Annotated in this window: 17 protein-coding genes; 6 read left to right on the top strand and 11 right to left on the bottom strand. The window is 74.4% G+C overall.

The window, feature by feature from the left end:
* Nucleotides 1-885, top strand: an 885-nt coding sequence (locus tag ABTW95_RS34470) for a hypothetical protein (protein WP_500228491.1), incomplete at its 5' end; no start/stop codon positions are given.
* Nucleotides 886-934: 49 nt separating this feature from the next.
* Here the strand turns inward: ABTW95_RS34470 and ABTW95_RS34465 are convergent.
* The 8 genes from ABTW95_RS34465 to ABTW95_RS34430 all read right to left on the bottom strand — a co-directional run bounded on the left by ABTW95_RS34465 (nucleotide 935) and on the right by ABTW95_RS34430 (nucleotide 10,044).
* A complete protein-coding gene (locus ABTW95_RS34465) occupies nucleotides 935-1,885 on the bottom strand; it encodes an electron transfer flavoprotein subunit alpha/FixB family protein (RefSeq protein WP_396451511.1) in 951 nt (316 codons plus the stop codon).
* Nucleotides 1,886-1,908: 23 nt separating this feature from the next.
* Nucleotides 1,909-2,688, bottom strand: a complete 780-nt coding sequence (locus tag ABTW95_RS34460) for an electron transfer flavoprotein subunit beta/FixA family protein (RefSeq protein ID WP_396451513.1) — start codon at nucleotides 2,686-2,688, stop codon at nucleotides 1,909-1,911.
* 273 nt (nucleotides 2,689-2,961) lie between these two features.
* Nucleotides 2,962-4,293 (bottom strand): hypothetical protein, encoded by a 1,332-nt coding sequence (locus tag ABTW95_RS34455; RefSeq protein ID WP_500228490.1) that lies wholly within the window; start codon nucleotides 4,291-4,293, stop codon nucleotides 2,962-2,964.
* A 16-nt stretch (nucleotides 4,294-4,309) separates the two neighbouring features.
* Nucleotides 4,310-6,256: a serine/threonine-protein kinase gene (locus tag ABTW95_RS34450; protein WP_500228489.1), complete on the bottom strand. Its 1,947-nt coding sequence runs from the start codon at nucleotides 6,254-6,256 to the stop codon at nucleotides 4,310-4,312.
* Nucleotides 6,257-6,307: 51 nt separating this feature from the next.
* Nucleotides 6,308-7,114, bottom strand: a complete 807-nt coding sequence (locus tag ABTW95_RS34445; protein WP_500228488.1) for a serine/threonine-protein kinase — start codon at nucleotides 7,112-7,114, stop codon at nucleotides 6,308-6,310.
* Nucleotides 7,115-7,186: 72 nt separating this feature from the next.
* Nucleotides 7,187-8,137, bottom strand: a complete 951-nt coding sequence (locus tag ABTW95_RS34440) for an acyl-ACP desaturase (protein ID WP_396451520.1) — start codon at nucleotides 8,135-8,137, stop codon at nucleotides 7,187-7,189.
* 206 nt (nucleotides 8,138-8,343) lie between these two features.
* Entirely contained in the window at nucleotides 8,344-9,111 is a 768-nt protein-coding gene (locus ABTW95_RS34435) for an SDR family NAD(P)-dependent oxidoreductase (protein ID WP_500228487.1), read from the bottom strand.
* Nucleotides 9,112-9,261: 150 nt separating this feature from the next.
* Nucleotides 9,262-10,044 carry an enoyl-CoA hydratase/isomerase family protein gene (locus tag ABTW95_RS34430; RefSeq protein WP_396451524.1) on the bottom strand — a complete coding sequence of 261 codons (783 nt, stop codon included), beginning with the start codon at nucleotides 10,042-10,044 and terminating at the stop codon, nucleotides 9,262-9,264.
* A gap of 130 nt (nucleotides 10,045-10,174) precedes the next feature.
* Here ABTW95_RS34430 and ABTW95_RS34425 point away from each other — a divergent pair, with 130 nt between their 5' ends.
* Nucleotides 10,175-13,198 (top strand): DEAD/DEAH box helicase, encoded by a 3,024-nt coding sequence (locus tag ABTW95_RS34425; protein ID WP_500228486.1) that lies wholly within the window; start codon nucleotides 10,175-10,177, stop codon nucleotides 13,196-13,198.
* Nucleotides 13,198-13,986: an SWIM zinc finger family protein gene (locus ABTW95_RS34420; RefSeq protein WP_396451528.1), complete on the top strand. Its 789-nt coding sequence runs from the start codon at nucleotides 13,198-13,200 to the stop codon at nucleotides 13,984-13,986. Before ABTW95_RS34425 ends, ABTW95_RS34420 begins: the two co-directional genes overlap by 1 nt.
* Before the next feature lie 87 nt (nucleotides 13,987-14,073).
* Here the strand turns inward: ABTW95_RS34420 and ABTW95_RS34415 are convergent, their stop codons facing one another.
* Both ABTW95_RS34415 and ABTW95_RS34410 read right to left on the bottom strand, forming a co-directional pair.
* Nucleotides 14,074-14,943 carry an alpha/beta fold hydrolase gene (locus ABTW95_RS34415; protein ID WP_500228485.1) on the bottom strand — a complete coding sequence of 290 codons (870 nt, stop codon included), beginning with the start codon at nucleotides 14,941-14,943 and terminating at the stop codon, nucleotides 14,074-14,076.
* Between the two features lie 54 nt (nucleotides 14,944-14,997).
* Nucleotides 14,998-16,167, bottom strand: coding sequence for a sensor histidine kinase (locus tag ABTW95_RS34410; RefSeq protein ID WP_500228484.1), 1,170 nt, complete (start codon nucleotides 16,165-16,167; stop codon nucleotides 14,998-15,000).
* 171 nt (nucleotides 16,168-16,338) lie between these two features.
* Between ABTW95_RS34410 and ABTW95_RS34405 the strand changes: the two genes are divergently transcribed.
* Both ABTW95_RS34405 and ABTW95_RS34400 read left to right on the top strand, forming a co-directional pair.
* Complete coding sequence (locus ABTW95_RS34405; protein WP_396451538.1) at nucleotides 16,339-16,596, top strand: helix-turn-helix transcriptional regulator; 258 nt, start codon at nucleotides 16,339-16,341, stop codon at nucleotides 16,594-16,596.
* Complete coding sequence (locus ABTW95_RS34400) at nucleotides 16,593-17,132, top strand: hypothetical protein (RefSeq protein WP_396451534.1); 540 nt, start codon at nucleotides 16,593-16,595, stop codon at nucleotides 17,130-17,132. Before ABTW95_RS34405 ends, ABTW95_RS34400 begins: the two co-directional genes overlap by 4 nt.
* On the opposite strand, the gene glgP is transcribed toward ABTW95_RS34400, so the two are convergent.
* Nucleotides 17,129-19,723, bottom strand: coding sequence for an alpha-glucan family phosphorylase (gene glgP, locus ABTW95_RS34395; RefSeq protein WP_396451536.1), 2,595 nt, complete (start codon nucleotides 19,721-19,723; stop codon nucleotides 17,129-17,131). The genes ABTW95_RS34400 and glgP overlap by 4 nt on opposite strands.
* Nucleotides 19,724-19,970: 247 nt before the next feature.
* Between glgP and ABTW95_RS34390 the strand changes: the two genes are divergently transcribed.
* Nucleotides 19,971-20,122: maltotransferase domain-containing protein (locus tag ABTW95_RS34390; RefSeq protein WP_500228492.1), on the top strand; the 152-nt coding region annotated here is incomplete at its 3' end.

The following is a 20,122-nucleotide window of genomic DNA, read 5'->3' as shown; positions in this document are numbered from 1 at the left end:
CGGGATGCCCAGTTCGGGCTGCCCGAGCCGAAGCGCGGCCTGGTCGCGGCGGGCGCGGGCGCCGGGGCCGGCGGCGCCGGAGCGGCCGGCCAGGGAGTGGTCGGCGCGCTCGGGGCCAAGGGGGTGGCGGCCGTCGCGGGCGGCGCCGCCGCCGTGGCCGTGGGCGGCGGCGCGGCGATCTACGCCGCCGTCGCGGACGAGGCGCCGGAGCCGGTCGCCGTCCGCCTCGCGGCGTTCACCGAGCCGCCGCGCGAGATCGGCGCCGGGACGACCTTCCAGGCGCGCGGGCGGATCGTGCGGGTCACCGGCGGGGACGCCGCGCTCGCCCGGAAGATCAACCAGGCCCTGCGGGCGCCGCTGGAGCGGCGCTGGGCCAAGGTCCGCAGCGGGCTGGGGGGCGTCGGCAGCGGCGCCTACACCGACGTCGTGACGCCGCGGATCCTCATGCGCGGCGACCGGCTGCTGTCGGTGTGGTACGCGGTCGCCCTCGACGGCGACCGCGGGACGGGCTGGGACCAGCCGCAGGCCGCGACCGTGGACCTGCGGACCGGCGCCGCCTACGGGCCGCCCGACCTGTTCCGCGACCCGTCCGAGCGGGGCCTGAAGCCGCTGGACGCGAAGATCGGACCCCATCTGCGCGGCGGCGCCTACTGCGCGGGCGACGTCCCGCGCGGCACCGACGACCCGTCCGCGTTCGTGCGGTCGGGTGACGTGACCATGGCCCTCACGCGGGAGGGCCTCCGCGTCGCCTTCTACGGCTCGCTGCTGGGATACCCGTCGGCCTGCGGCCTCCAGGAGGCGGTCGTCCCGTACGCGGAGGTGAGCGGCATGCTCAGGCCCGCGCTGCTGAAGGCCGTCCCGTACCCGTCGCCGGCGCGCTCCTGAACGTGCGGAGGCCCCGGCGGCGGGCGCCGCCGGGGCCGTGCGCGGGAGGTCACTTGCGCTTGTTGATCTCCTCGGTGAGCTGCGGCGCGACCTGGAACAGGTCGCCCACGACGCCGAAGTCGACGAGCTCGAAGATCGGCGCCTCGGGGTCCTTGTTGATGGCGACGATGGTCTTCGAGGTCTGCATGCCGGCCCGGTGCTGGATGGCGCCGGAGATGCCGACCGCGATGTAGAGCTGCGGCGACACGGTCTTGCCGGTCTGGCCGACCTGGAACGAGTGCGGGTACCAGCCGGCGTCGGTCGCGGCCCGGGAGGCGCCGACGGCGCCGCCGAGCGAGTCGGCCAGGCTCTCGATGATCTTGAAGTTCTCGGCGCCGCCGACGCCGCGGCCGCCGGAGACGACGATCGCGGCCTCGGTCAGGTCCGGGCGCTCTCCCTTCTCCTGGACGACCTTCTCCACGATCTTCGCGCCCTTGTCGGCGTCGGACAGGGCCACCGACACCTGCTCCTCGGCCGGGGTGGCCGGGGACGGCTCGGGGGCGACGGAGTTCGGCCGGACGGCGATGATCGGCGTGCCGGTCTTCACCCGGGCGTGCGCGATGATGCCGCCGCCGAAGATGGAGTGCTCGGCGACGAAGCCGTCGGCGACGTCCACCACGTCGGTGAGCACGCCGGAGCCGGTCTTGACCGCGAGGCGGCCCGCGACCTCCTTGCCCTCGCCCGTCGCGGGGACGAGCACGGCGGCGGGCGACTTCTCACTCACGAGCTGGGCCAGCAGCGCGGCCTTCGGGGCGACGACGTAGGAGGTCAGCTCCTCGTCGGCGGCCACGTACACCTTGCCCGCGCCGTACTCGCCGAGCTTGTCCTTGGCGTTCTCATAGCCCGGGCCGACCCATACCGCGGCGGCCTCGCCGAGCCGGTTCGCCAGCGTCAGCAGTTCGAGCGTGACCTTCTTGACCTCACCGTCGACGTGGTCGACGAGGACGAGAATCTCAGCCATTGGTCTCTAATCCCCTTCCCCGGTCAGACGAACTTCTTCGACGCGAGGAACTCGGCGATCTTCACGCCGCCGTCGCCCTCATCGGTGACGATCTCGCCCTTGGCGCGCGGCGGCGCCTCGGCGAAGTCGACCACCTCGGTGGCGGCGTTCGCCAGGCCGACCCGGGCGGCGTCGATGCCGGCGTCGTCCAGGCCGAGCGTCTCGACCGGCTTCTTCTTGGCCGCCATGATCCCCTTGAAGGAGGGGTAGCGCGGCTCGTTGATCTTCTCGACGACGCTGACGACCGCGGGGAGGCTCGCCTCGATCCGGTCGAAGCCGTAGTCGGTCTGCCGCTGCGCCTTGATGGACGTCCCGTCGATCTCGACCTTGTTGGCGAGCGACACCTGCGCGGCGCCGAGCCGCTCGGCGAGCATCGCGGCGAGCACGCCGGTGCGCGCGTCGGTGGACTCCGAGCCGAGGACCACCAGGTCGAACCCGGTGCGGCCGAGCGCCTGCTGGATGGCGTACGAGGTCTGCAGCGCGTCCGAGCCGGCGAGACCGTCGTCGACCAGGTGCACGGCCTTGTCGGCGCCCATGGCCAGGGCCTTGCGGATCGAGTCGGTGGCCTTGTCGGGGCCCATGGTCAGGACGGTCACCTCGCCGCCGTGGGCCTCCTTGATGCGCAGCGCCTCTTCGATCGCGTACTCATCGAGCTCGTTGATGACCCCGTCCGCCGCCGCGCGGTCGAGCGTGCTGTCATCGGACTTCAGCTTGCGCGGGCTCTCCGTATCGGGAACCTGCTTCACCAGGACGACGATGTTCATGGCCGGTGGCCGACCTCCCTGCACTCAGTTGGCCGCCGAGGAGCGGCGAGGGGCGCCGCCCGTGGCGGGTCGACGCGGACGTGCGTTTCCGAAGTCACAGCCTGCCAAATACCCGAACGCCCTTCGGAGCCGGGTCCCTGATTCGGCCGTGCACAAGCCAGGTTACTAGCGAGTAGCCTACTGGCAAATCCCAGTTCGTGAGACCTTACCCACGTACGCGGGGCGTTCACGGGGCTTCCCGCGTCCCGAACCGGACGTGACGGACTTCACGTCTCACCACCGGCCGGCGGCGTGCTGGAGCCGGTCCAGCGAGCTCTCCAGCGTCTGCTGGAGCCCGTACATCGGGGCGAAGCTCGGCTCCAGCGTCATCGCCCCGACCACCGCGAGCAGGGCCGGGACGCCGAGGCCCACGACCGCCGCGGCGACGGGCCGGGGCCGCCGCGCGAGCGGCAGGAGCAGCCGCTCCAGCCGCCGGCGCGGGCCGTGCACGCCCGGCGCCGTCCACAGCGCCGCCGCTCCGGCGCCGGCGCCGAACGCGCAGGCGAGGAGCGAGTCGATCCGCCCGCCCGCCGCCGCCACCGCGGCCAGCCCGACCGGGACGGCCACCGTGCACGCCGCCGCGTACGGGACGGTCAGCAGCGTCCGCCCGAACGCCTCGGCCCAGCCCCGCGCCCCGCGGCGCTCCGGCGCGGCCGCGAGCCGCAGCAGCGTCACCGCGGCGAGCGATGCGGCCAGGCCCGCGACCGGCGCGATGATCGCGACCGCGACGGCGATCACCACCGCCATCGCCGTGAGCAGCCGCGCCCACCCGAGCGCCACTCTCATCTCGTGCGCCGCGACGCCCCGCGCGGACGCGGCCTCGCCCGCCACCTTCGGCCTGGGGCCGGCGCTCGCCGCGGGCGCGCTCTCCGGCCGCGCACGCGGGACGAGCCCGGGCCCGGTCCCCGGCGCCGGGGCGGGACGGGCGGGCAGGTCGAGCTTTGACGCCGCCTCCGCCAGTTCCTCCGCGGCCGGGCGCTCACGCGGATCGGGACGCGAGGCCGCCTCCACCAGCGGGCGCAGCCCGGACGGCAGCGCCTCGGCGGACGCGTCACGCCGCCCGGTGGCGGCGAACGTCACCGTCGCAGCCCAGGCGCCCACGTCATCGGCGGCGCCGCCACCGGAATCGCCGCCGGCGGTCAGCGCGAAGTCGGCCACGACCGGCGCGTCGTCCACGACGAGCACGGTCTCCGGCCCCAGCGCGCCGTGCGCGAGCCCCGCGCGGTGGATCGCGGCGAGAGCCTTGGCCAGCCCGTAGGCCATGCCGCGCAGGGCGTCCCCCGACACGGGGCCGTGCTCGGCGACCGCGTCCCCCAGCGGCCGGCCGGGGACGAACCGGGACACGACATACGGCTGCGGGCCGGCGGGTTCGCCGTCCAGGACGTCCACCACGTAGGGGCTGGCGACCTCGCGCATCCGCCCGATGTCGGGCGCCGCGCCGGGCGGGAGCAGCCGGATCGCCACGTCGCGGCCGTCGGGTCCGGCGGCGCGGCGGACTGCCCCGGCGCCGTCCGGCGACAGCAGCCGGTACGGGCCGATGTGCCGCGGGCTCGTCTTTCCGCTCATCGGTCCCGGGCGCCGATCACATGCCCGGGATGCCGGACACGAGTTCGCGGACGTCCGCGCGCAGGCCCTCAAGGCTCTGGCTCATCCCGTCCAGCGGGGTCGTGTCCGGCGGCTGCCGCTGCGACAGCGCGACCAGCACGCCCGCGAAGATCCCGAGGATGAGCGCGCCCGCGAGGGCGGCCTCGGCGCGCGGCAGCAACGCGCCCCAGATGCGGGCGAGCTGGCGCCGCGGGGCGCCGCTGCCCGGTGCGAGGCACAGCAGCCCGATCACCGCCATGGACGAGTACGCGATGGCCGTCGACGCCGTCATGTCGGACTTCGCGAAGATCAGCACGCCGAGGACGATCATGCCCGCGATCAGGCTGAGCGACGTCCACAGGACCGTGGACATCAGCGCGCCCGGAAGGTGCAGCGGCGTCCGGAACGCGGCGGCGACGGCGTCGCCCGAGCGCGGGCCGCGCCGGGTCTGCCGGCCCTCCATGCCCTTGGCGGCCTTGTCCGCCGCGCGCAGCACGAACACGCCCGCGACGGTGACGCCGAGGGCGAGCAGCGGCGCGATGCCGGCGAACCCGAGCAGCGCCACGAGGACGATGAAGCTCAGCACCCGGTACCAGCCGTAGGGCTTGCGGCGGTCGCGGTCGGCGCGCTCCCGGTCGGCGCGGGCCCGGTCGGCGGCGCGCCGCTGCGCGTCCTGCGCCTGCGGGTCGTACGGGCCGCGCTGCAGCGCGCCGGGCGGCGGCTGGTTCGGCGGCCCGTAGGGCGGCGGGTAGCCGCCCCGGTCGTAGGGGTCGTAGCCGCGCGGCCCGAACTGCTCGCCCGCCTTGAACTGCGCGGGCGGCGGGCCCGGCGGCGGAGGCGGCGGCGCGGCGGGCGGCAGCTGGCCCACGAAGTCGCGCGGCTGCGCCGGGACGGGCGCGGGCACCGGGGGCGCCGTGCTCGGCGTCATGCCGCCCGGTCCGGTGCCGCCCGGCGCCGTGGGCGGCGCCGGGACGTCCTGGGACGTGGACTCCGGCTGCCCCGTCACCGGCATGGAGAACATCCGGGAGTGGTCGGCCGCCGGCTCGTCCAGCGCCGTGCCGGCCGCGGCCGCGCCCGCCGCCGCGGCGCCGGCCGCCGGGTAGTGCTGGTCGACGCGGGTCTGGTCGGTGATCGTCGCTTCGAGGTGGATCCGCCGGGTGAGCTGCACCAGGCCGACCGCGGTGGGGCGCTCGGCCGGGTGCCGCGCCATCGCCGACCGCAGCACGGGCAGCAGCGCGTCCGGCACGCCGTCCAGGTCCGGCGTGCCCTGCATGATCTTGTAGAAGATCGACTCGAAGGTGCCGGAGCCGAACGGCGGCCGGCCGGTCGCGGCGTAGGCGACCGTCCCGGCCCAGGCGTGCACGTCGGACGGCGGGCCCGCGTCCTCGCCCTCGATGATCTCCGGGGCGAGGTAGCCGGGCGTGCCGATGACCATGCCGGTCGCGGTGAGCCGGGTCGCGTCGGCGGCCTGCGCGATGCCGAAGTCGATGACGACGGGCTCGCCGTCCACGAGCATCACGTTGCCGGGCTTCAGGTCGCGGTGCACGATCCCGGCGCCGTGGATCGCCGACAGCGCCGACGCCAGCCCCACGGCGAGCCGCTGCAGGGCCGGCCCGTAGATCGGCCCGGCGTCCTCGACGACCTCTTCGAGCGTGCGGCCCGGAACGTACTGGGTCACGATGTAGGGCTGGTCGGCGGTCACGTCGGCGTCGAGTATCTCCGCGACGTGCGGGCTGTGCACCCTGCGCATGGAGTCGACCTCGCGGGCCAGCCGGCGGCGCGCCGTGGCGTCCCCCGCGACCGCGGGGCGCAGCACCTTGATGGCCACGTTGCGCCCCTCGGGGTCGGCGCCGAGGTAGACGACGCCCATGCCACCCTCTCCCAGGGTCTGCAGGACGCTGTAGTGGCCGATTCGGTCCCCGGACGTGACGGCTCCTCCCCTCATCGTTTCCGAAACCCTACCCTTGCCGGTCCGGCCGGGAAGATCTAATCGGCATCAGGCCGCCACCGCCCCGCCGGGGGCGCCGGCGAGCGCCCCGGCGAACCAGCGGGCCGGCGGGCGCCTCGCGGGGTCGCGCCGGAACGCGGCCCGCAGCAGCCCGGCCACCGGCTCGGGGACGCCGTCCAGGTCGGCCTCGCCGCGCAGGATCCGGAAGCACACCCCGTGCAGCGACCCGCGCCCGAACGGCGGGCGCCCCGTCGCCGCGTACGCGACCGTCGCCGCCCAGGAGAACACGTCGGACGCGGGGGTGGCGCGCTCCCCCTCGATCAGCTCGGGGGCCAGGTAGGCGGGCGTGCCCACGACCATCCCGCGGCGGGTGATCTGCTCGGCGCCGGCCTCGTGCGCGATCCCGAAGTCGATCAGCGTCGGCCGGTCGCCCATCGCGATGACGTTGCCCGGCGACACGTCGCGGTGCAGGACGCCGGCGTCGTGGACGTCCCCGAGCGCGAGCGCCAGCCGCCGCGCGAACCGGTGGAGCCGGTCGCCGCGCAGCGGCCCGTACGCCTTGACCAGGTCGCCCAGCGGGCAGCCCGGCACGTACCGCATCACGACGTGCGGGCGCTCCGCCGCGACCGCCCCGTCCAGCAGCTCCGCGACGTAGGCGCTGCGCACCCGGCCCTGCGCCCGCATCTCCCGCGCCAGCCGGTCGATCGCCTCGCGGACCCCCGTCAGCTCCGGGATCAGCTCCTTGACGGCGACCTCGCGGCCATGGGAGTCCATGGCGAGGTACACCACCGCGGTGCTCCCCCGGCCGATCTCGTCCAGCAACCGATACCCGCCCAGTCGCCGATGCGTCCCCATGCACCCTTTGACGCGGCGAAACGCGTTCGCGTTCCCGCTCACCTCCGGGAGGCGGCCGGGGGCGCCGCCGGGTCAGCCCTTCCGTGCGGCCTGGCGGGCGCGGCGCTCCTCGCGGCGGGCCTCGAACTTGGCGGCGGCGGCGTCGAGCTGCTCCAGGAACTCGGCCAGCTCCTCGCGGGCCTTCTCGCCGTCGCCGGACAGGTCGGTGCGGTCGAACACGCCCCACTTGCGCAGCACCGGGACGAGCACGTCGTCGTGGTGCAGCCGCAGGTCGTAGATGCCGGCGTTGGCGATGATCACGGACTTGCGGAGGAACCCGTCGATGCTGTGGCCGGGCATCTGGAACGCCTTCACGACGTCGGTGATCGCCCGCATCGTCTCGTTCGGCGCGGCCTCCAGCGCGGCGCCCATCACGTTCCGGTAGAAGATCATGTGGAGGTTCTCGTCGGCGGCGATGCGCGCCATCATCTGCTCGCAGACGGGGTCGCCGGACGCCCTGCCGGTGTTGCGGTGCGACACGCGGGTGGCGAGCTCCTGGAACGACACGTAGGCCGTCCCGTGCAGGAACGAGTCGCCGTGGTCGGCCTCGTAGCCGGCCTCCATGTGGTGCATGCGGGCGCGCTCCAGCGCGACCGGGTCGACCGCGCGGGTCACGGTGAGGTAGTCGCGCAGGACGATGCCGTGCCGGTTCTCCTCGGCCGTCCACCGGTTGACCCAGGTGCCCCAGGCGCCCTCGCGCCCGTACACCCGGGCGATGGCGTTGTGGTAGCCGGGCAGGTTGTCCTCGGTGAGCAGGTTGACGATCAGCGACTCGCGCGCCTCGACGCTCAGCTTCGACTGCTCCAGCGACCACGGCTCCCCGTCCAGCGGGCCGTCGAAGTCGCGGCCCTCGCTCCACGGGACGTACTGGTGCGGGAACCACTCCTTGGCCATCGACAGGTGCCGGTTCAGTTCCTTCTCGACGACGGGCTCGAGGTCCTGCAGGATGCCGGTCTGGAACTTCTCTTCGGGGGTCACGGACATGCGGTTCCTTCGCTGGGACGAGGTGGTCTTGCCGGACGTGGCGCCGCGCCTGCGGCTCGATGGTGTCGCCCAGCAGGCCGTACACATAACCTACGTAAGCGTAGGTTCCGATCGTCGCCACTCACCGTGACCCCCGTCAAGTCACCCCCGTAACAATCAACCAGCGGGAAGTTTTGTAGACCTGAGCAAAAAGCGGCGCGCCGTTGTCACCGAGTGTCAGCGGCCTGCTGCCACACGCGGTTCACGGCGGCCCTCAGGAGCGGCCTCGGGACGAGCTTCAGCGCCGGGAGCGCCGCCTTGTACTGCACGCCGGGGACGCACAGCGCGCGCCCGGCGGCCACCGCGTCCAGCCCGGCCCGCGCGACGTCGTCGCGGCGCAGCCACAGCAGGTTGGCCGGGACGTCGTCCTCCGTCCGGGTGAAGCCGGGGCACAGCGCCGTCACGTGGACGCCCTTGCCCGCCACCTCCGAGTGCAGGCTCTCGGAGAACGACGCGACGTACGCCTTGGTCGCCCCGTAGGTGGCGCTTCCGGGGGACGGCGCGAAGCCCGACATGGACGCGACGTTCAGCACCCCGCCGCGGCTCCGCGCGACCATCCCGGGCAGGGCGGCGTGCGTGAGCCGCACCAGCGCGGTCACGTTCAGCTCGATCTGTGCGAGGTGGTCGTCCAGCGGCAGCTCCGCGAACGCTCCAAAAGCGCCGTAGCCCGCGTTGTTCACCAGCAGCTCGACCGGGTCGGCGCGCAGCCGGTCCTCCACCTCGGCGCGCTGCGACGCGTCGGTGAGGTCGGCCGCCACCACCTCGACCGCGACCCGGTACCGCTCGACCAGCTCGCGGGCCAGCCCGTCCAGCAGCTCGGCCCGGCGCGCCACGATCACGAGGTCGGTGCCGCGGCCGGCCAGCAGGCGGGCGAAGCTCTCCCCGATCCCGCTGGACGCGCCCGTCACGAGCGCGGTTCGGTACGCGTGTCGCATGGCGGCAGATGCTATCGGCGGAACCGCGCCGACCCCGGCAGCACACTCAAAACAGAAGTAACGGTTTAACCGTCATTTATCGAGGTGCGCCGCCGGGCGCCCCGGCGTGCGCGGGCGGCGGCGAGGTCCTGGACGCGCAGGAGCGCGCGCTCAGCGGCCGGTGAACTTCGCCTTGCCCGGCCCTTCCTCCATGAAGCTCTTCATCCCGTTCGCCTGGTCCTCGGTGGCGAACAGCGCCGCGAACTGCGCGCGCTCGATCTCCAGGCCGGTGTCGAGGTCGACCTCGATGCCCCGGTCGATGGCCTGCTTCGCGGCGCGCAGCGCGATCGCGGGGCCGCCCACGAACGTCGCCGCCCACTCCCTGGCGGCGGTGTAGACGTCGGCGTCCGGCACGACCCGGTCCACCAGGCCCATGGCGAGGGCCTCGTCGGCCTTGACGTGGCGGCCGGAGAAGACCAGGTCCTTGGCGCGGGACGCTCCGATGAGGCGCGACAGCCGCTGGGTGCCGCCCGCGCCGGGGATGATGCCGAGCTGGATCTCCGGCTGCCCCACCTTGGCGCCCTCCCCCGCGACGCGGAAGTCGGCGGTCAGCGCGACCTCCAGCCCGCCGCCGAGCGCGTAACCGGTGATCGCGGCGATGACCGGCTTCGGGATCGCGGCCAGCTCCCTGGTGAAGTCCTGCAGCAGGCGGGACGGGGTGCCCGACATCTCGGCGTACGACATCGGGGCCATCTCCTTGATGTCCGCGCCGGCCGCGAACACCTTCTCCCCGCCGTACAGGACGACCGCGCCCACCGTCTCGTCCTCGGTGACCTGCCGGGCGGCGTCGATCAGCTCCCGCTGCATCCGGGCGTTCAGGGCGTTCATCTTCGGACGGTCCAGCCTGATCGTCGCGATCCCGTCCTCGGCCTCGACCCGTACGAACTCGCCCACGGCGACCCTCCCTGTGCATCCGGCGGTGACGTTCCCGAGCCTAACCAGAGGGGCGCCGCGGGCGGCCGCCGGGCGGTGCGACGGCTGTGACGCGCGGAAACGTCGGAGGCTGCTGATAGCTTCGGGGACCATGCTCGTCGCCCACGCCACCTGGCATGGCGGCGCGCTCTGCCTGTGGGCCGAGCGCGCCGGCCCGTACGAGCCCTCACCGGACGTCCACCCCTTCGCGACCTGCGACTTCACCGGCACGTCCTACGAGCCGCTCGTCCGCACGGCGTTCCGCGTCGAGCTGGCGATGTCGCTGCCCACGCTCGGCGACCACCCGCTGCCGTCGGCGGAGCTCGGCCCCGAGCCGGTGCCGGACGAGCCCGAGCTGCGCCCGTGGCGCGTCCCGGCGCTGGTCCTCGGACCGTTCCCCGCGATGGCGCTGCTCCAGGCCGCCGAGCGGAGCGCCGACGTCGTCCCCGGCACCGACCTGCGGTTCCTGTGCATGCTCGCGGACGAGGCCGCCCATCTCGCCTCGCGCGGCCACGTCCTGCCCGCGCTGCTGCGCGAGGACGGCGAGCTCACCGCGCGCTGGCGCCCGGTGATCGACGACCCGGCGCGGTTCCGCGCGCTGGTGCGCGCCATGCCCGCCGCCTGCCGCGCCGCGGACGGCGGGCGCCCCGCGGCCGAGGTGCTGCGCGAGGCGCTGTCCGGGCTGGTCGACACCGCCGTCCGGGGCGTCGTGCCGCATCCGCTGCTGGCGCCGCGGCGCAAGGAGCCCGACCGGCTGCCGCTCGCCGAGCGCTGGGTGCTGGCGCTGACCGGCCCGTCCGCCGCCGTCGCCCGCGAGCCCGGCGACGACCCCGACGACCTGATCGCCGAGCTGGACGCGTGGGCCGCCGCCGCGCGCCGCCCGTCCGGCCCGCTGCGCGTCTGCTTCCGGCTCGCCGAGCCGGGCGCGGAGGAGTTCGGCGAGCCGGAGCGGCCGGGCGAGACCGCGGCCCGCGAGGAGCCGGACGGCGACTCCTGGCGGGTCGAGTTCGCCCTCCAGGGCACCGACGACCCGAGCCTCTACGTCCCGGCCGCCATGATCTGGGAGGGCGGGGCCGCCTCGATCCCGGACGCGGAGGAGACGCTGCTCGCCGGGCTCGGCCGCGCCCTGCGCCTCTTCCCCGACCTGGCGCCGGCGCTCGACGGCCCGGCTCCCGGCGAGCTGGTCCTCGACACCGCGGGCGCGTTCCGCTTCCTCCGGCAGGCGGCGCCGATGCTCGCGGCCGCGGGCTTCGGCGTCCTGCTCCCGCAGTGGGCGGGCAAGGCGAAGCTCGGCATGAGGCTGACGGCCCGCACCGACGATCCGGAGGCGTCCTCCGGGGCCGCCGCGTCCTCGGGCTTCGACCTCAAGGCGATGGTCGACTTCCGCTGGGACCTGGCCATCGGCGACGAGAGCATCGACGAGGCCGAGCTGGAGGAGCTGGCCCGCCTCAAGACCCCGCTCGTGCGGCTGCGCGGCCAGTGGGTGGAGCTGGACGAGCGGCAGCTCGAAGCGGCCCTCGACTTCCTCCGCCGCCCCCGCCGGGGCCGGATGACGGCGGCCGAGGCGATCCGCGCGATCGTCCACGCCGGCGACGACGCGCTGCCCCTCACCGGGGTCGACGCGGGCGGCGCGCTCGGCGACCTCCTCTCCGGCGAGGCCGACCGCCGCCTCGCCCCGGTGCGCACCCCGGACGAGCTGGACGCCGAGCTGCGCCCCTACCAGGAGCGGGGCCTGGCCTGGCTGGCGTTCATGGACGGGCTCGGGCTGGGCGCGCTGCTCGCCGACGACATGGGGCTCGGCAAGACGGTGTCGGTGCTGTCCCTTCTCGTCCATGAGCGGGAGAACGGCGCCCGCCCCGAGCCGACCCTGCTGATCCTGCCGATGTCGCTGGTGGGGAACTGGCAGCGGGAGGCGGCGCGGTTCACGCCCAAGCTGCGCGTCTACGTCCACCACGGGACGGGGCGGCACCGCGGCGACGACCTCGCCGAGGCCGCGGCGGGCGCCGACCTGGTGCTGACCACGTACGGGACGGCCGCGCGGGACGCGGAGATGCTCGCGGCCATCGGGTGGCGGCGGGTCGTGTGCGACGAGGCGCAGGCGCTCAAGAACAGCGGCACGCGGCAGGCGAGGGCGGTGCGGAGCATCCCGGCGCGCACGCGGATCGCGCTCACCGGCACCCCGGTCGAGAACCACCTGACCGAGCTGTGGTCGATCATGGAGTTCGCGAACCCGGGGCTGCTCGGCCCGCGCAGCGCGTTCCGGCGGCGGTTCGCGATCCCGATCGAGCGGGAGGGCGACGAGCAGGCGGCGCTGGCGCTGAAGCGGGCCACGCAGCCGTTCATTCTGCGCCGCCTGAAGACCGACAAGTCGATCATCTCCGATCTGCCGGAGAAGCAGGAGATCAAGGTCTACTGCAACCTCACGACCGAGCAGGCGTCGCTGTACCGGGCGACCGTCGACGACATGCTCCGGCGGATCGCCGAGGCCGGCGAGACCGAGCGGCGCGGGCTCGTCCTGGCGACGATGGCCAAGCTCAAGCAGGTCTGCAACCATCCGGCGCAGCTGCTGAAGGACGGCTCGCGCCTCCCCGGCCGCTCCGGAAAGCTCGAACGGCTGGAGGAGATCTGCGCCGAGATCCTCGGGCAGGGCGAGAAGGCGCTCGTCTTCACCCAGTACGCCGAGTTCGGCTCGATGCTCCGGCCCTACCTGGCCGCCCGCCTCGAACGCCCCGTGCTGTGGCTGCACGGCGGGACGTCCAAGCAGGCGCGGGACGACCTGGTCCAGCGGTTCCAGGACGACGCGGAGCCCGCCGTCTTCCTCCTCTCCCTCAAGGCCGCCGGGACGGGCCTGACCCTCACCGCCGCCAACCACGTCGTGCACGTCGACCGGTGGTGGAACCCGGCCGTCGAGGACCAGGCCACCGACCGGGCGTTCCGCATCGGGCAGACCCGCAACGTCCAGGTCCGCAAGTTCATCTGCGTCGGGACGATGGAGGAGCGCGTCGACGAGATGATCGAGCGCAAGAAGGCCCTCGCCGAGTCGATCGTCGGCACCGGCGAGGACTGGCTGACCGAGCTGTCCGTCGCCGAGCTCCGCGACGTACTGCGGCTGTCCCCCGAGGCGGTGAGCGACTGATGCCGGACGGGATCAGGGCCCGCAACAAGCGCGGCTCGATCGGCACGCGGTGGTGGTCGAGGCGCTTCATCGACCTCGTCGAGTCGTTCGCCGACAAGGGCCGCCTCCAGCGCGGCCGCACCTACGCGCGCAAGGGCAACGTGCTCGACCTGCGCGTGGAGCCGTACGAGGTCTCCGCGAAGGTGCTGGGCTCGGCGCCCGAGCCGTACGAGGTGGCGCTCGGCATCGACGCGATCGCCCCGGACGACTGGCGCGCCGTCGAGAGGGAGCTGGCGTCCCGCGCGGTGTTCCGGGCCCGCCTCCTCGCCGGGGAGATGCCGCCGGAGATCGAGTGGGTGTTCGCCGAGCTGGGCCTCGCCCTCTTCCCCGGTTCGGCGTCCGACCTGCATCTGATGTGCGACTGCCCCGACTGGGGCGACCCGTGCAAGCACGCCGCCGCCGTCCTCTACCTGCTCGCCGAGGCGTTCGACGACGACCCGTTCCTGATCCTGCGGTGGAACGGCCGCGGCCGCGACCAGCTCCTCGCCGCGCTGCGGCGCGGCGGCGAGACCGAGCCCGACCCGCTGGACGTCGCGGACGAGCCGCTGACCGCGGCCGGCTTCTGGACGCCCCCGTCCGGCCTGGCCCGCCTCCGCGACCGGCCCCCGTCCCCGGCCGTCCCGCCGGGCCTCGTCCTCCAGGTGGCCGCACCGCCACCGGTGAAGATCCGGCGCCGTGCACTGCCGGACGTCCTCGCCCCGGCCTACGAGGCGCTCGGCGCGCGGAACGGCGACGACGGGCGGGACTGAGACGACGGGCGGGACTGAGGGGCCGCTTCCCCCGGTTCCGGGACGGAGCCGCCCCGGAACCGCGCGGGAGGACGCGGCCGCCGGGCGTCAGCCGGCGTCGAGCACCTCGCGGAGCTTCCGGGCGAACGCCTCGGGCTGCCCGGACTGGCCGAACTCGCCGCCGAGGAAACCGCCGTGGTGGCTCGGGAACACCGTCGCCTCCTGCCCGAGCAGCCTCGCCGTCGCCACCGCGGCGCGCCCGGTCAGGACGCCGGCGGACTCCTCGCCCACGGCGATCACGATCCGCGTGGGCGCCGCGGTGAGCGCCGCCACGTCGGGCCGGTGGTCGCTGACCGCCCACGACCGGTCGGAGAGCAGCGGGTCGTCGCGGGAGCCGTCGTCCTCGGCGGGCATGCCGAACGCGGCGGGGTCCGGTGCGGGCCGGGCGAAGTAGTCGTCGGTGAACTCGCCCTGCCACGACGTCATCGCGATGAACGCCGCCATGCCGGCGCCCCCGCCCTTCTTCTCGTACACGTCCCGGACGCCGGCCCGCGCGCGCTCGGCGGCCGCGGCGTCGGGCAGGACGTGCAGGAGCGGCGGCTCGTGCGCCACCAGGGTGGCGACGTCGCCGGGATGCGCCGCGACAAGCGCAAGCGCGGTCACCGCGCCGCCGCTGCTCCCGAACATCTCGACCGGGCCCGCGCCGAGCGCCTCGATTAGGGCGTGCAGGTCGGCGGCCTGCAGTTCGGGCGCGTGGTCGTGCCGGCCGTCCTTGCGGACGCTGCGGCCGAGGCCGCGCGGGTCGTAGGCGATGACGGTGCGGTCGGGGAAGTACGAGGCCAGCGTGCGGAATCCGGCGCCGTCCATGGGCTGGCCGACCATGAGCAGCGGCGCCCGCCCGCCGGCGGGCGGCAGCGGCCCGTAGACGTCGTACACGAGGTCGACCGCGGGCGTTTCCAGTGTCTGTGTGGTCACCATGGCCATGCTGACCCGGCCCGGGCCGGAAACTCATCGGCCGGGGCCGTCCCTTTTTCAGAGCGGGAGCCGCGCTCGCACCGCGAAGCCGCCGTCCGGGCCGGGGCCGGCCTCCAGGGTGCCGCCCAGCGACTCGGCGCGGTCGCGCATGCCGCGGATGCCGCTGCCGCCCCCGGACGACGCGCCCGATCTCGGCTTCCCGTCGTCCTCCACGCTGATCGTCACGTCGGCGGCGGTGTAGCGGATCCGGACCGCGGCGGCGGAGGCGGTGGAGTGCCGGGTCACGTTCGTCAGGGCCTCCTGGACGATCCGGTACGCGGCGAGGTCGGTCTCGGCCGGCAGCGTGCGCGGCTCGCCTTCGACCTCCGTGCGGACCGCGAGGCCGGCGGCGGCGATGCCGCCGGTCAGCTCGTCCAGCCGGGCGAGCCCGGGGGCCGGTCCGACCGGGGCGGCCTCGTCCACCTGGCGCAGGACGCCGAGGGTGGCGCGCATCTCCCGGAGCGTGTCCTTGCTGGCCTGCTTGATCGCGGTGAGGGCGTCCGCGGCCCGTTCGGGCTCGCGGCGCAGGCCGTGCAGCGCGGCGGTGGCCTGCACGTTGATCAGCGAGATGTTGTGCCCGAGGACGTCGTGCAGCTCGCGGGCGATGCGCAGCCGCTCCTCGACGGCGCGGCGGCGGGCCTCGGCCTCGCGGCCGCGCTCGGCGACCCGGGCGCGCTCCTCGGCCTCCCGCAGGTAGGCGCGCCGGTTGCGGACGACGCCGCCGATCGCGATGACCGCGACGAACCAGCCCGCGAGCAGGAACGACGCCGCGTCCGCGAGATGGTTGATGTCGTCGCGGCTGTCGCCGTAGACGGTGCCGGCCATCGCCGCGGCGGCGAGCAGCGAGGCGGTCGCCAGGTGCCCCGCGGCAGCCGCGGTGTAGAGCCCGATCACGAAGGTGATCAGGAGCGGGCCGTCGGGGTCGGTCGCCGGGTAGTAGATCCCGCAGACGACCAGGGTGGCGGCGGCGACGGAGACCGGATGGCTCCGCCGGAAGCACAGCGCCCCGCACCCGGCCGCGATCAGCGCCCAGCCGTAGGCGGGCATGGGCTCGCGGCCGACCACGCGGGTCTCCAGCAGCGCGATCACGGTCAGCGCGAGCAGGGTTCCGGCGGCCAGGAGCGCGTCCGCCGCGCGGCCCTCCGGCAGCCACCGGAGCGGCCGGTCGTGTCGCTTCGCCAGTCGCACGTGCCCATCCTGCCAGGCGCCGCCGAGTTGCGAATGTGCGATGGAATGTAGTACTTCTACTATCAATGGATGCAGAGATATGGTCAATGATCCAAGTTCCCGTATGGGGGTGCTCATGAGCGAACCGGTGGTCCGGACGCGGGGCCCGCGTCCGCGGAGGGCCGCGCCGTGATCCGCAGGGCCGGCCAGGCGCCCGCCGACAAGGAGGCCGTGTACAACCGGATCCCGGTGCTGCGGGCCGAGCGCGGCGTCTCGCGCCGCGACCTGGCGGCGGCGCTGGGCGTCCACTACCAGACGATCGGCTACCTGGAGCGGGGCGAGTACAGCCCCAGCCTGCACCTCGCCCTGCGCATCGCCGACTACTTCGAGGTGCCGGTCGAGGTCGTCTTCTCCCTGAAACCGTTCCCGAGGATCGGAGACACGTCATGACGAAGCACGCGGACCGCCTCGCGGAGCTGGAGCGCCGGCTGCCCGCCCGCTACGCCCGGCGGCGGCCCCGCCGGATCCTGGCCGGGGCCGGCGCGGTCACGCTGGGCCTGTTCTGGGTGGACGCCGCGGTGTCGTGGGCGCTCGCCCCCGGCGACGCCGCGATGATCACGAACTTCGTGATCCTGGGCGTCCTGATCGCGGCCGGCATCCCGCTGTGGAGCCAGCTGGTCGCGGTGACCCGCGGCCTCACCTCCAGGCGGGAGCACGACCTCGACGAGCGGCAGCTCGCCGCGCGGCTCCGCGCCTTCGCGACCGCGCACCGGGCCACGACCCTCGTCCTGGTCGCGGTGCTGCTGGCGGTGTCGGTCGCGGACCGCGACGGGCGCGAGTCGCAGATCCCCGGCGCCGCGCTGTTCCTGATCCTGTTCGCCCTGCTGGCGACGCACGTCTTCCTGCCCCTGATCGTCGCCGCCTGGCAGGCCCCCGACCCGCCCGACGACGATGACGAGCAGGAGGACGCGCAGGCCGCCGCCTAGCGAAGGTCGCCGTTCGTCATCCCCTGCGGGGCGGGCGGCAGCGCGACCAGGCCCATCTCGGCCCGGCCCGACAGCAGCGGATGGCTGGGCACCACCCGCACGCTGTAACCGAACGCGCCGCTGCGCTCGAGGGGGACCTCGCCGGTGTAGCGGCGCCGCCCGTTCTCCGCCGGTTCGACCTCGTCCAGCTCCAGGTAGGACGGGTCGACGATCACGTCGGCGTCGTCCACCCGGCCGTAGGCGACCTCCACGGCGACGTCGTCCGGGTCGAGGCCGGCGAGGTCCACGACGACCCGCACCGCGAGCCGCGCCCCGGCCTGGGGGCTCTCCTCCCCGTTGGACTCGACGTGCTCGACGGCGACGCCCGGCCACGCCTTGCGGACCCGCTGCTTCCACGCCGCCAGCGCGCGGGCGCCCGCGTACTCGTCCGCGACCATGGCCCGCTCGGACGCGGCCGCCGGGGTGTAGAGGTCCTCGACGTAGTCGCGCAGCATGCGGGAGGCGAGCACCTTCGGGCCGAGGGTGGCGATGGTGTGCTTGACCATCTCCAGCCAGCGGCGCGGCAGGCCGGCCGAGTCGCGGTCGTAGAACGTGACGGAGACGTGGTCCTCGATCAGCTCGTAGAGCGCGGCGGCCTCCAGCTCGTCGCGCCGGTCGGGGCTGGACAGGCCGTCGGCGGACGGGATCGCCCAGCCGTTCTGGCCGTCGTACCACTCGTCCCACCAGCCGTCCAGGATCGACAGGTTCAGCCCGCCGTTCAGCGCCGCCTTCATCCCGGACGTGCCGCTCGCCTCCAGCGGGCGCAGCGGGTTGTTCATCCACACGTCGCAGCCCTGCACCATGAGCTGCCCGAGCGCGATGTCGTAGTCGGGCAGGAACACGATGCGGTGCCGGACGTCCTCGGAGTCGGCGAACCGCACGATCTGCTGGATCAGCTTCTTGCCGCCCTCGTCCGCCGGGTGCGCCTTGCCGGCGATCACGATCTGCACGGGCCGCTCCGGGTGCAGCAGGATCGCGCGGAGCCGGTCCGGGTCGGTCATCATCAGCGTGAGCCGCTTGTAGGACGGGACGCGCCGCGCGAACCCGATCGTCAGGACGTCGGGGTCGAGCGCGTCGTCGATCCAGGAGACCTCGGCCTCGCCGGCCCCGCGCTGCCGCCACGACTCGCGGAGCCGGCGCCGCGCGTCCCGCACGAGGCGGCGCCGCAGCAGGCCCCGCATCCGCCAGATCTCCGGCTCGGAAACGGTGCGCACGCCCTCCCAGCCGCGCCCGGTCTCCATCACCGACGGCAGCTCGCGGGCGGTGAACTCCAGCACCTCGCGCGCCACCCAGGTGCCCGCGTGCACCCCGTTCGTGATCGACCCGACCGGGACCTCGGCGGTGTCGAACCCGCCCCACAGGCCGCCGAACATCTCCCGGCTGACCTCGCCGTGCAGCTCGCTGACGCCGTTGACGCGCTGCGCCAGCCGCATCCCCATCACGGCCATGTTGAACACGGTGCGGTCGCCGCCCGGGTAGTCCTCGCTGCCGAGCGCGAGGACCCGGTCGAGCGGGACCTGCTCCTTCTCGTTCGCGCCGCCGAAGTACCGGCTGATCAGGTCGCGGGGGAACCGGTCGATGCCGGCCGGGACGGGCGTGTGCGTGGTGAAGACCGTGCCCGCGCGCGTCGCCTCCAGCGCCTCGTCGAACGTCAGCCCCTCCTCGGAGACCAGCTCGCGGATGCGCTCCAGGCCGAGGAACCCGGCGTGGCCCTCGTTGGTGTGGAACACCTCGGGCGCGGGGTGCCCGGTGATGCGGCAGTACGCGCGGATCGCCCGGACGCCGCCGATGCCGAGCAGCATCTCCTGCAGCAGCCGGTGGTCGCCGCCGCCCCCGTACAGCCGGTCGGTGACGTCGCGGGCCGCCTGGTCGTTGTCCTCGACGTCGGAGTCGAGGAGCAGCTGCGGGACGCGCCCGACCCGCGCCACCCACACCTGCGCGTGCAGGTCGTTCCCCTTGGGCAGGCCGATGGCGACGCGGACCGGCGTCCCGTCCCGCTCCCGGAGCAGGGTGAGCGGGAGCCCGTTCGGGTCGATCGGCGGGTAGCGCTCCAGCTGCCATCCGTCCGGCGACAGGGACTGGGAGAAGTACCCGTGCCGGTACAGCAGCCCGACCCCGAGGATCGGGACGCCGAGGTCGCTCGCCGTCTTCAGGTGGTCGCCGGCCAGGATGCCGAGGCCGCCGGAGTACTGCGGCAGCGCGGCGGTGATCCCGTACTCGGGCGAGAAGTAGGCGATGGACGACGGGCCGTCCGGCCGGCTCTGGTACCAGCGCGGCGCGGTCAGGTACTCGCGCAGGTCCTCGGCGGTGTCCTGCAGGCGGCGCCGGAACCGCCGGTCCCCCGCCAGCTGCGCCAGCCGCTCCGGCGACACCTCGCCGAGCAGCCGGACGGGGTCGTGGTGGACGGCCTCCCAGAGCGCGGGGTCCACGGCGCGGAACAGGTCGAGCGTCTCGTGGTGCCAGGACCAGCGCAGGTTGAGGACGAGCTCCTCAAGCTGCCTGAGCGGCTCGGGAAGGACGGTGCGGACCGTGAAACGTCGGATTGCCTTCACGCATAGCCACGCTATGCGCTCATGTCGCCTGCACGCGACGGCGGGGAGCGGACCGTCACCGCGCGGATCGGCCGGCCGGCGGATCGCGTGATCGCGGAAACCCCTGTCTGCCCAGGGACTTCGGCCGCTCGGCCGCTCACTTTCCGCGTTCGCGGCGCTGCTTAAAGTTATCCCCAACTACGCGGCGGTAGGCGCCGGATCGCGGGCATGGGAAGTTTCGTAAGTCTCGCGCGGGTAGGGGTGACGCATGCACGTCGAGTCCGGGACGTCTCGTATGACCGGCATTCCGAGGCTTGGTCGTATTCCGATCGTGGATGTGGCGCCGGTGGTGGGGTGCGGCCGGTGGCCGGCGAAGGCCGTGGTGGGTGAGACGGTCGAGGTGTCGGCGACGGTGTTCCG

Origin of the sequence: Spirillospora sp. NPDC127506, assembly GCF_040302145.1 — a bacterium.
GTDB lineage: Bacteria > Actinomycetota > Actinomycetes > Streptosporangiales > Streptosporangiaceae > Spirillospora.
This window is presented reverse-complemented; position numbering and strand designations above follow the sequence as displayed.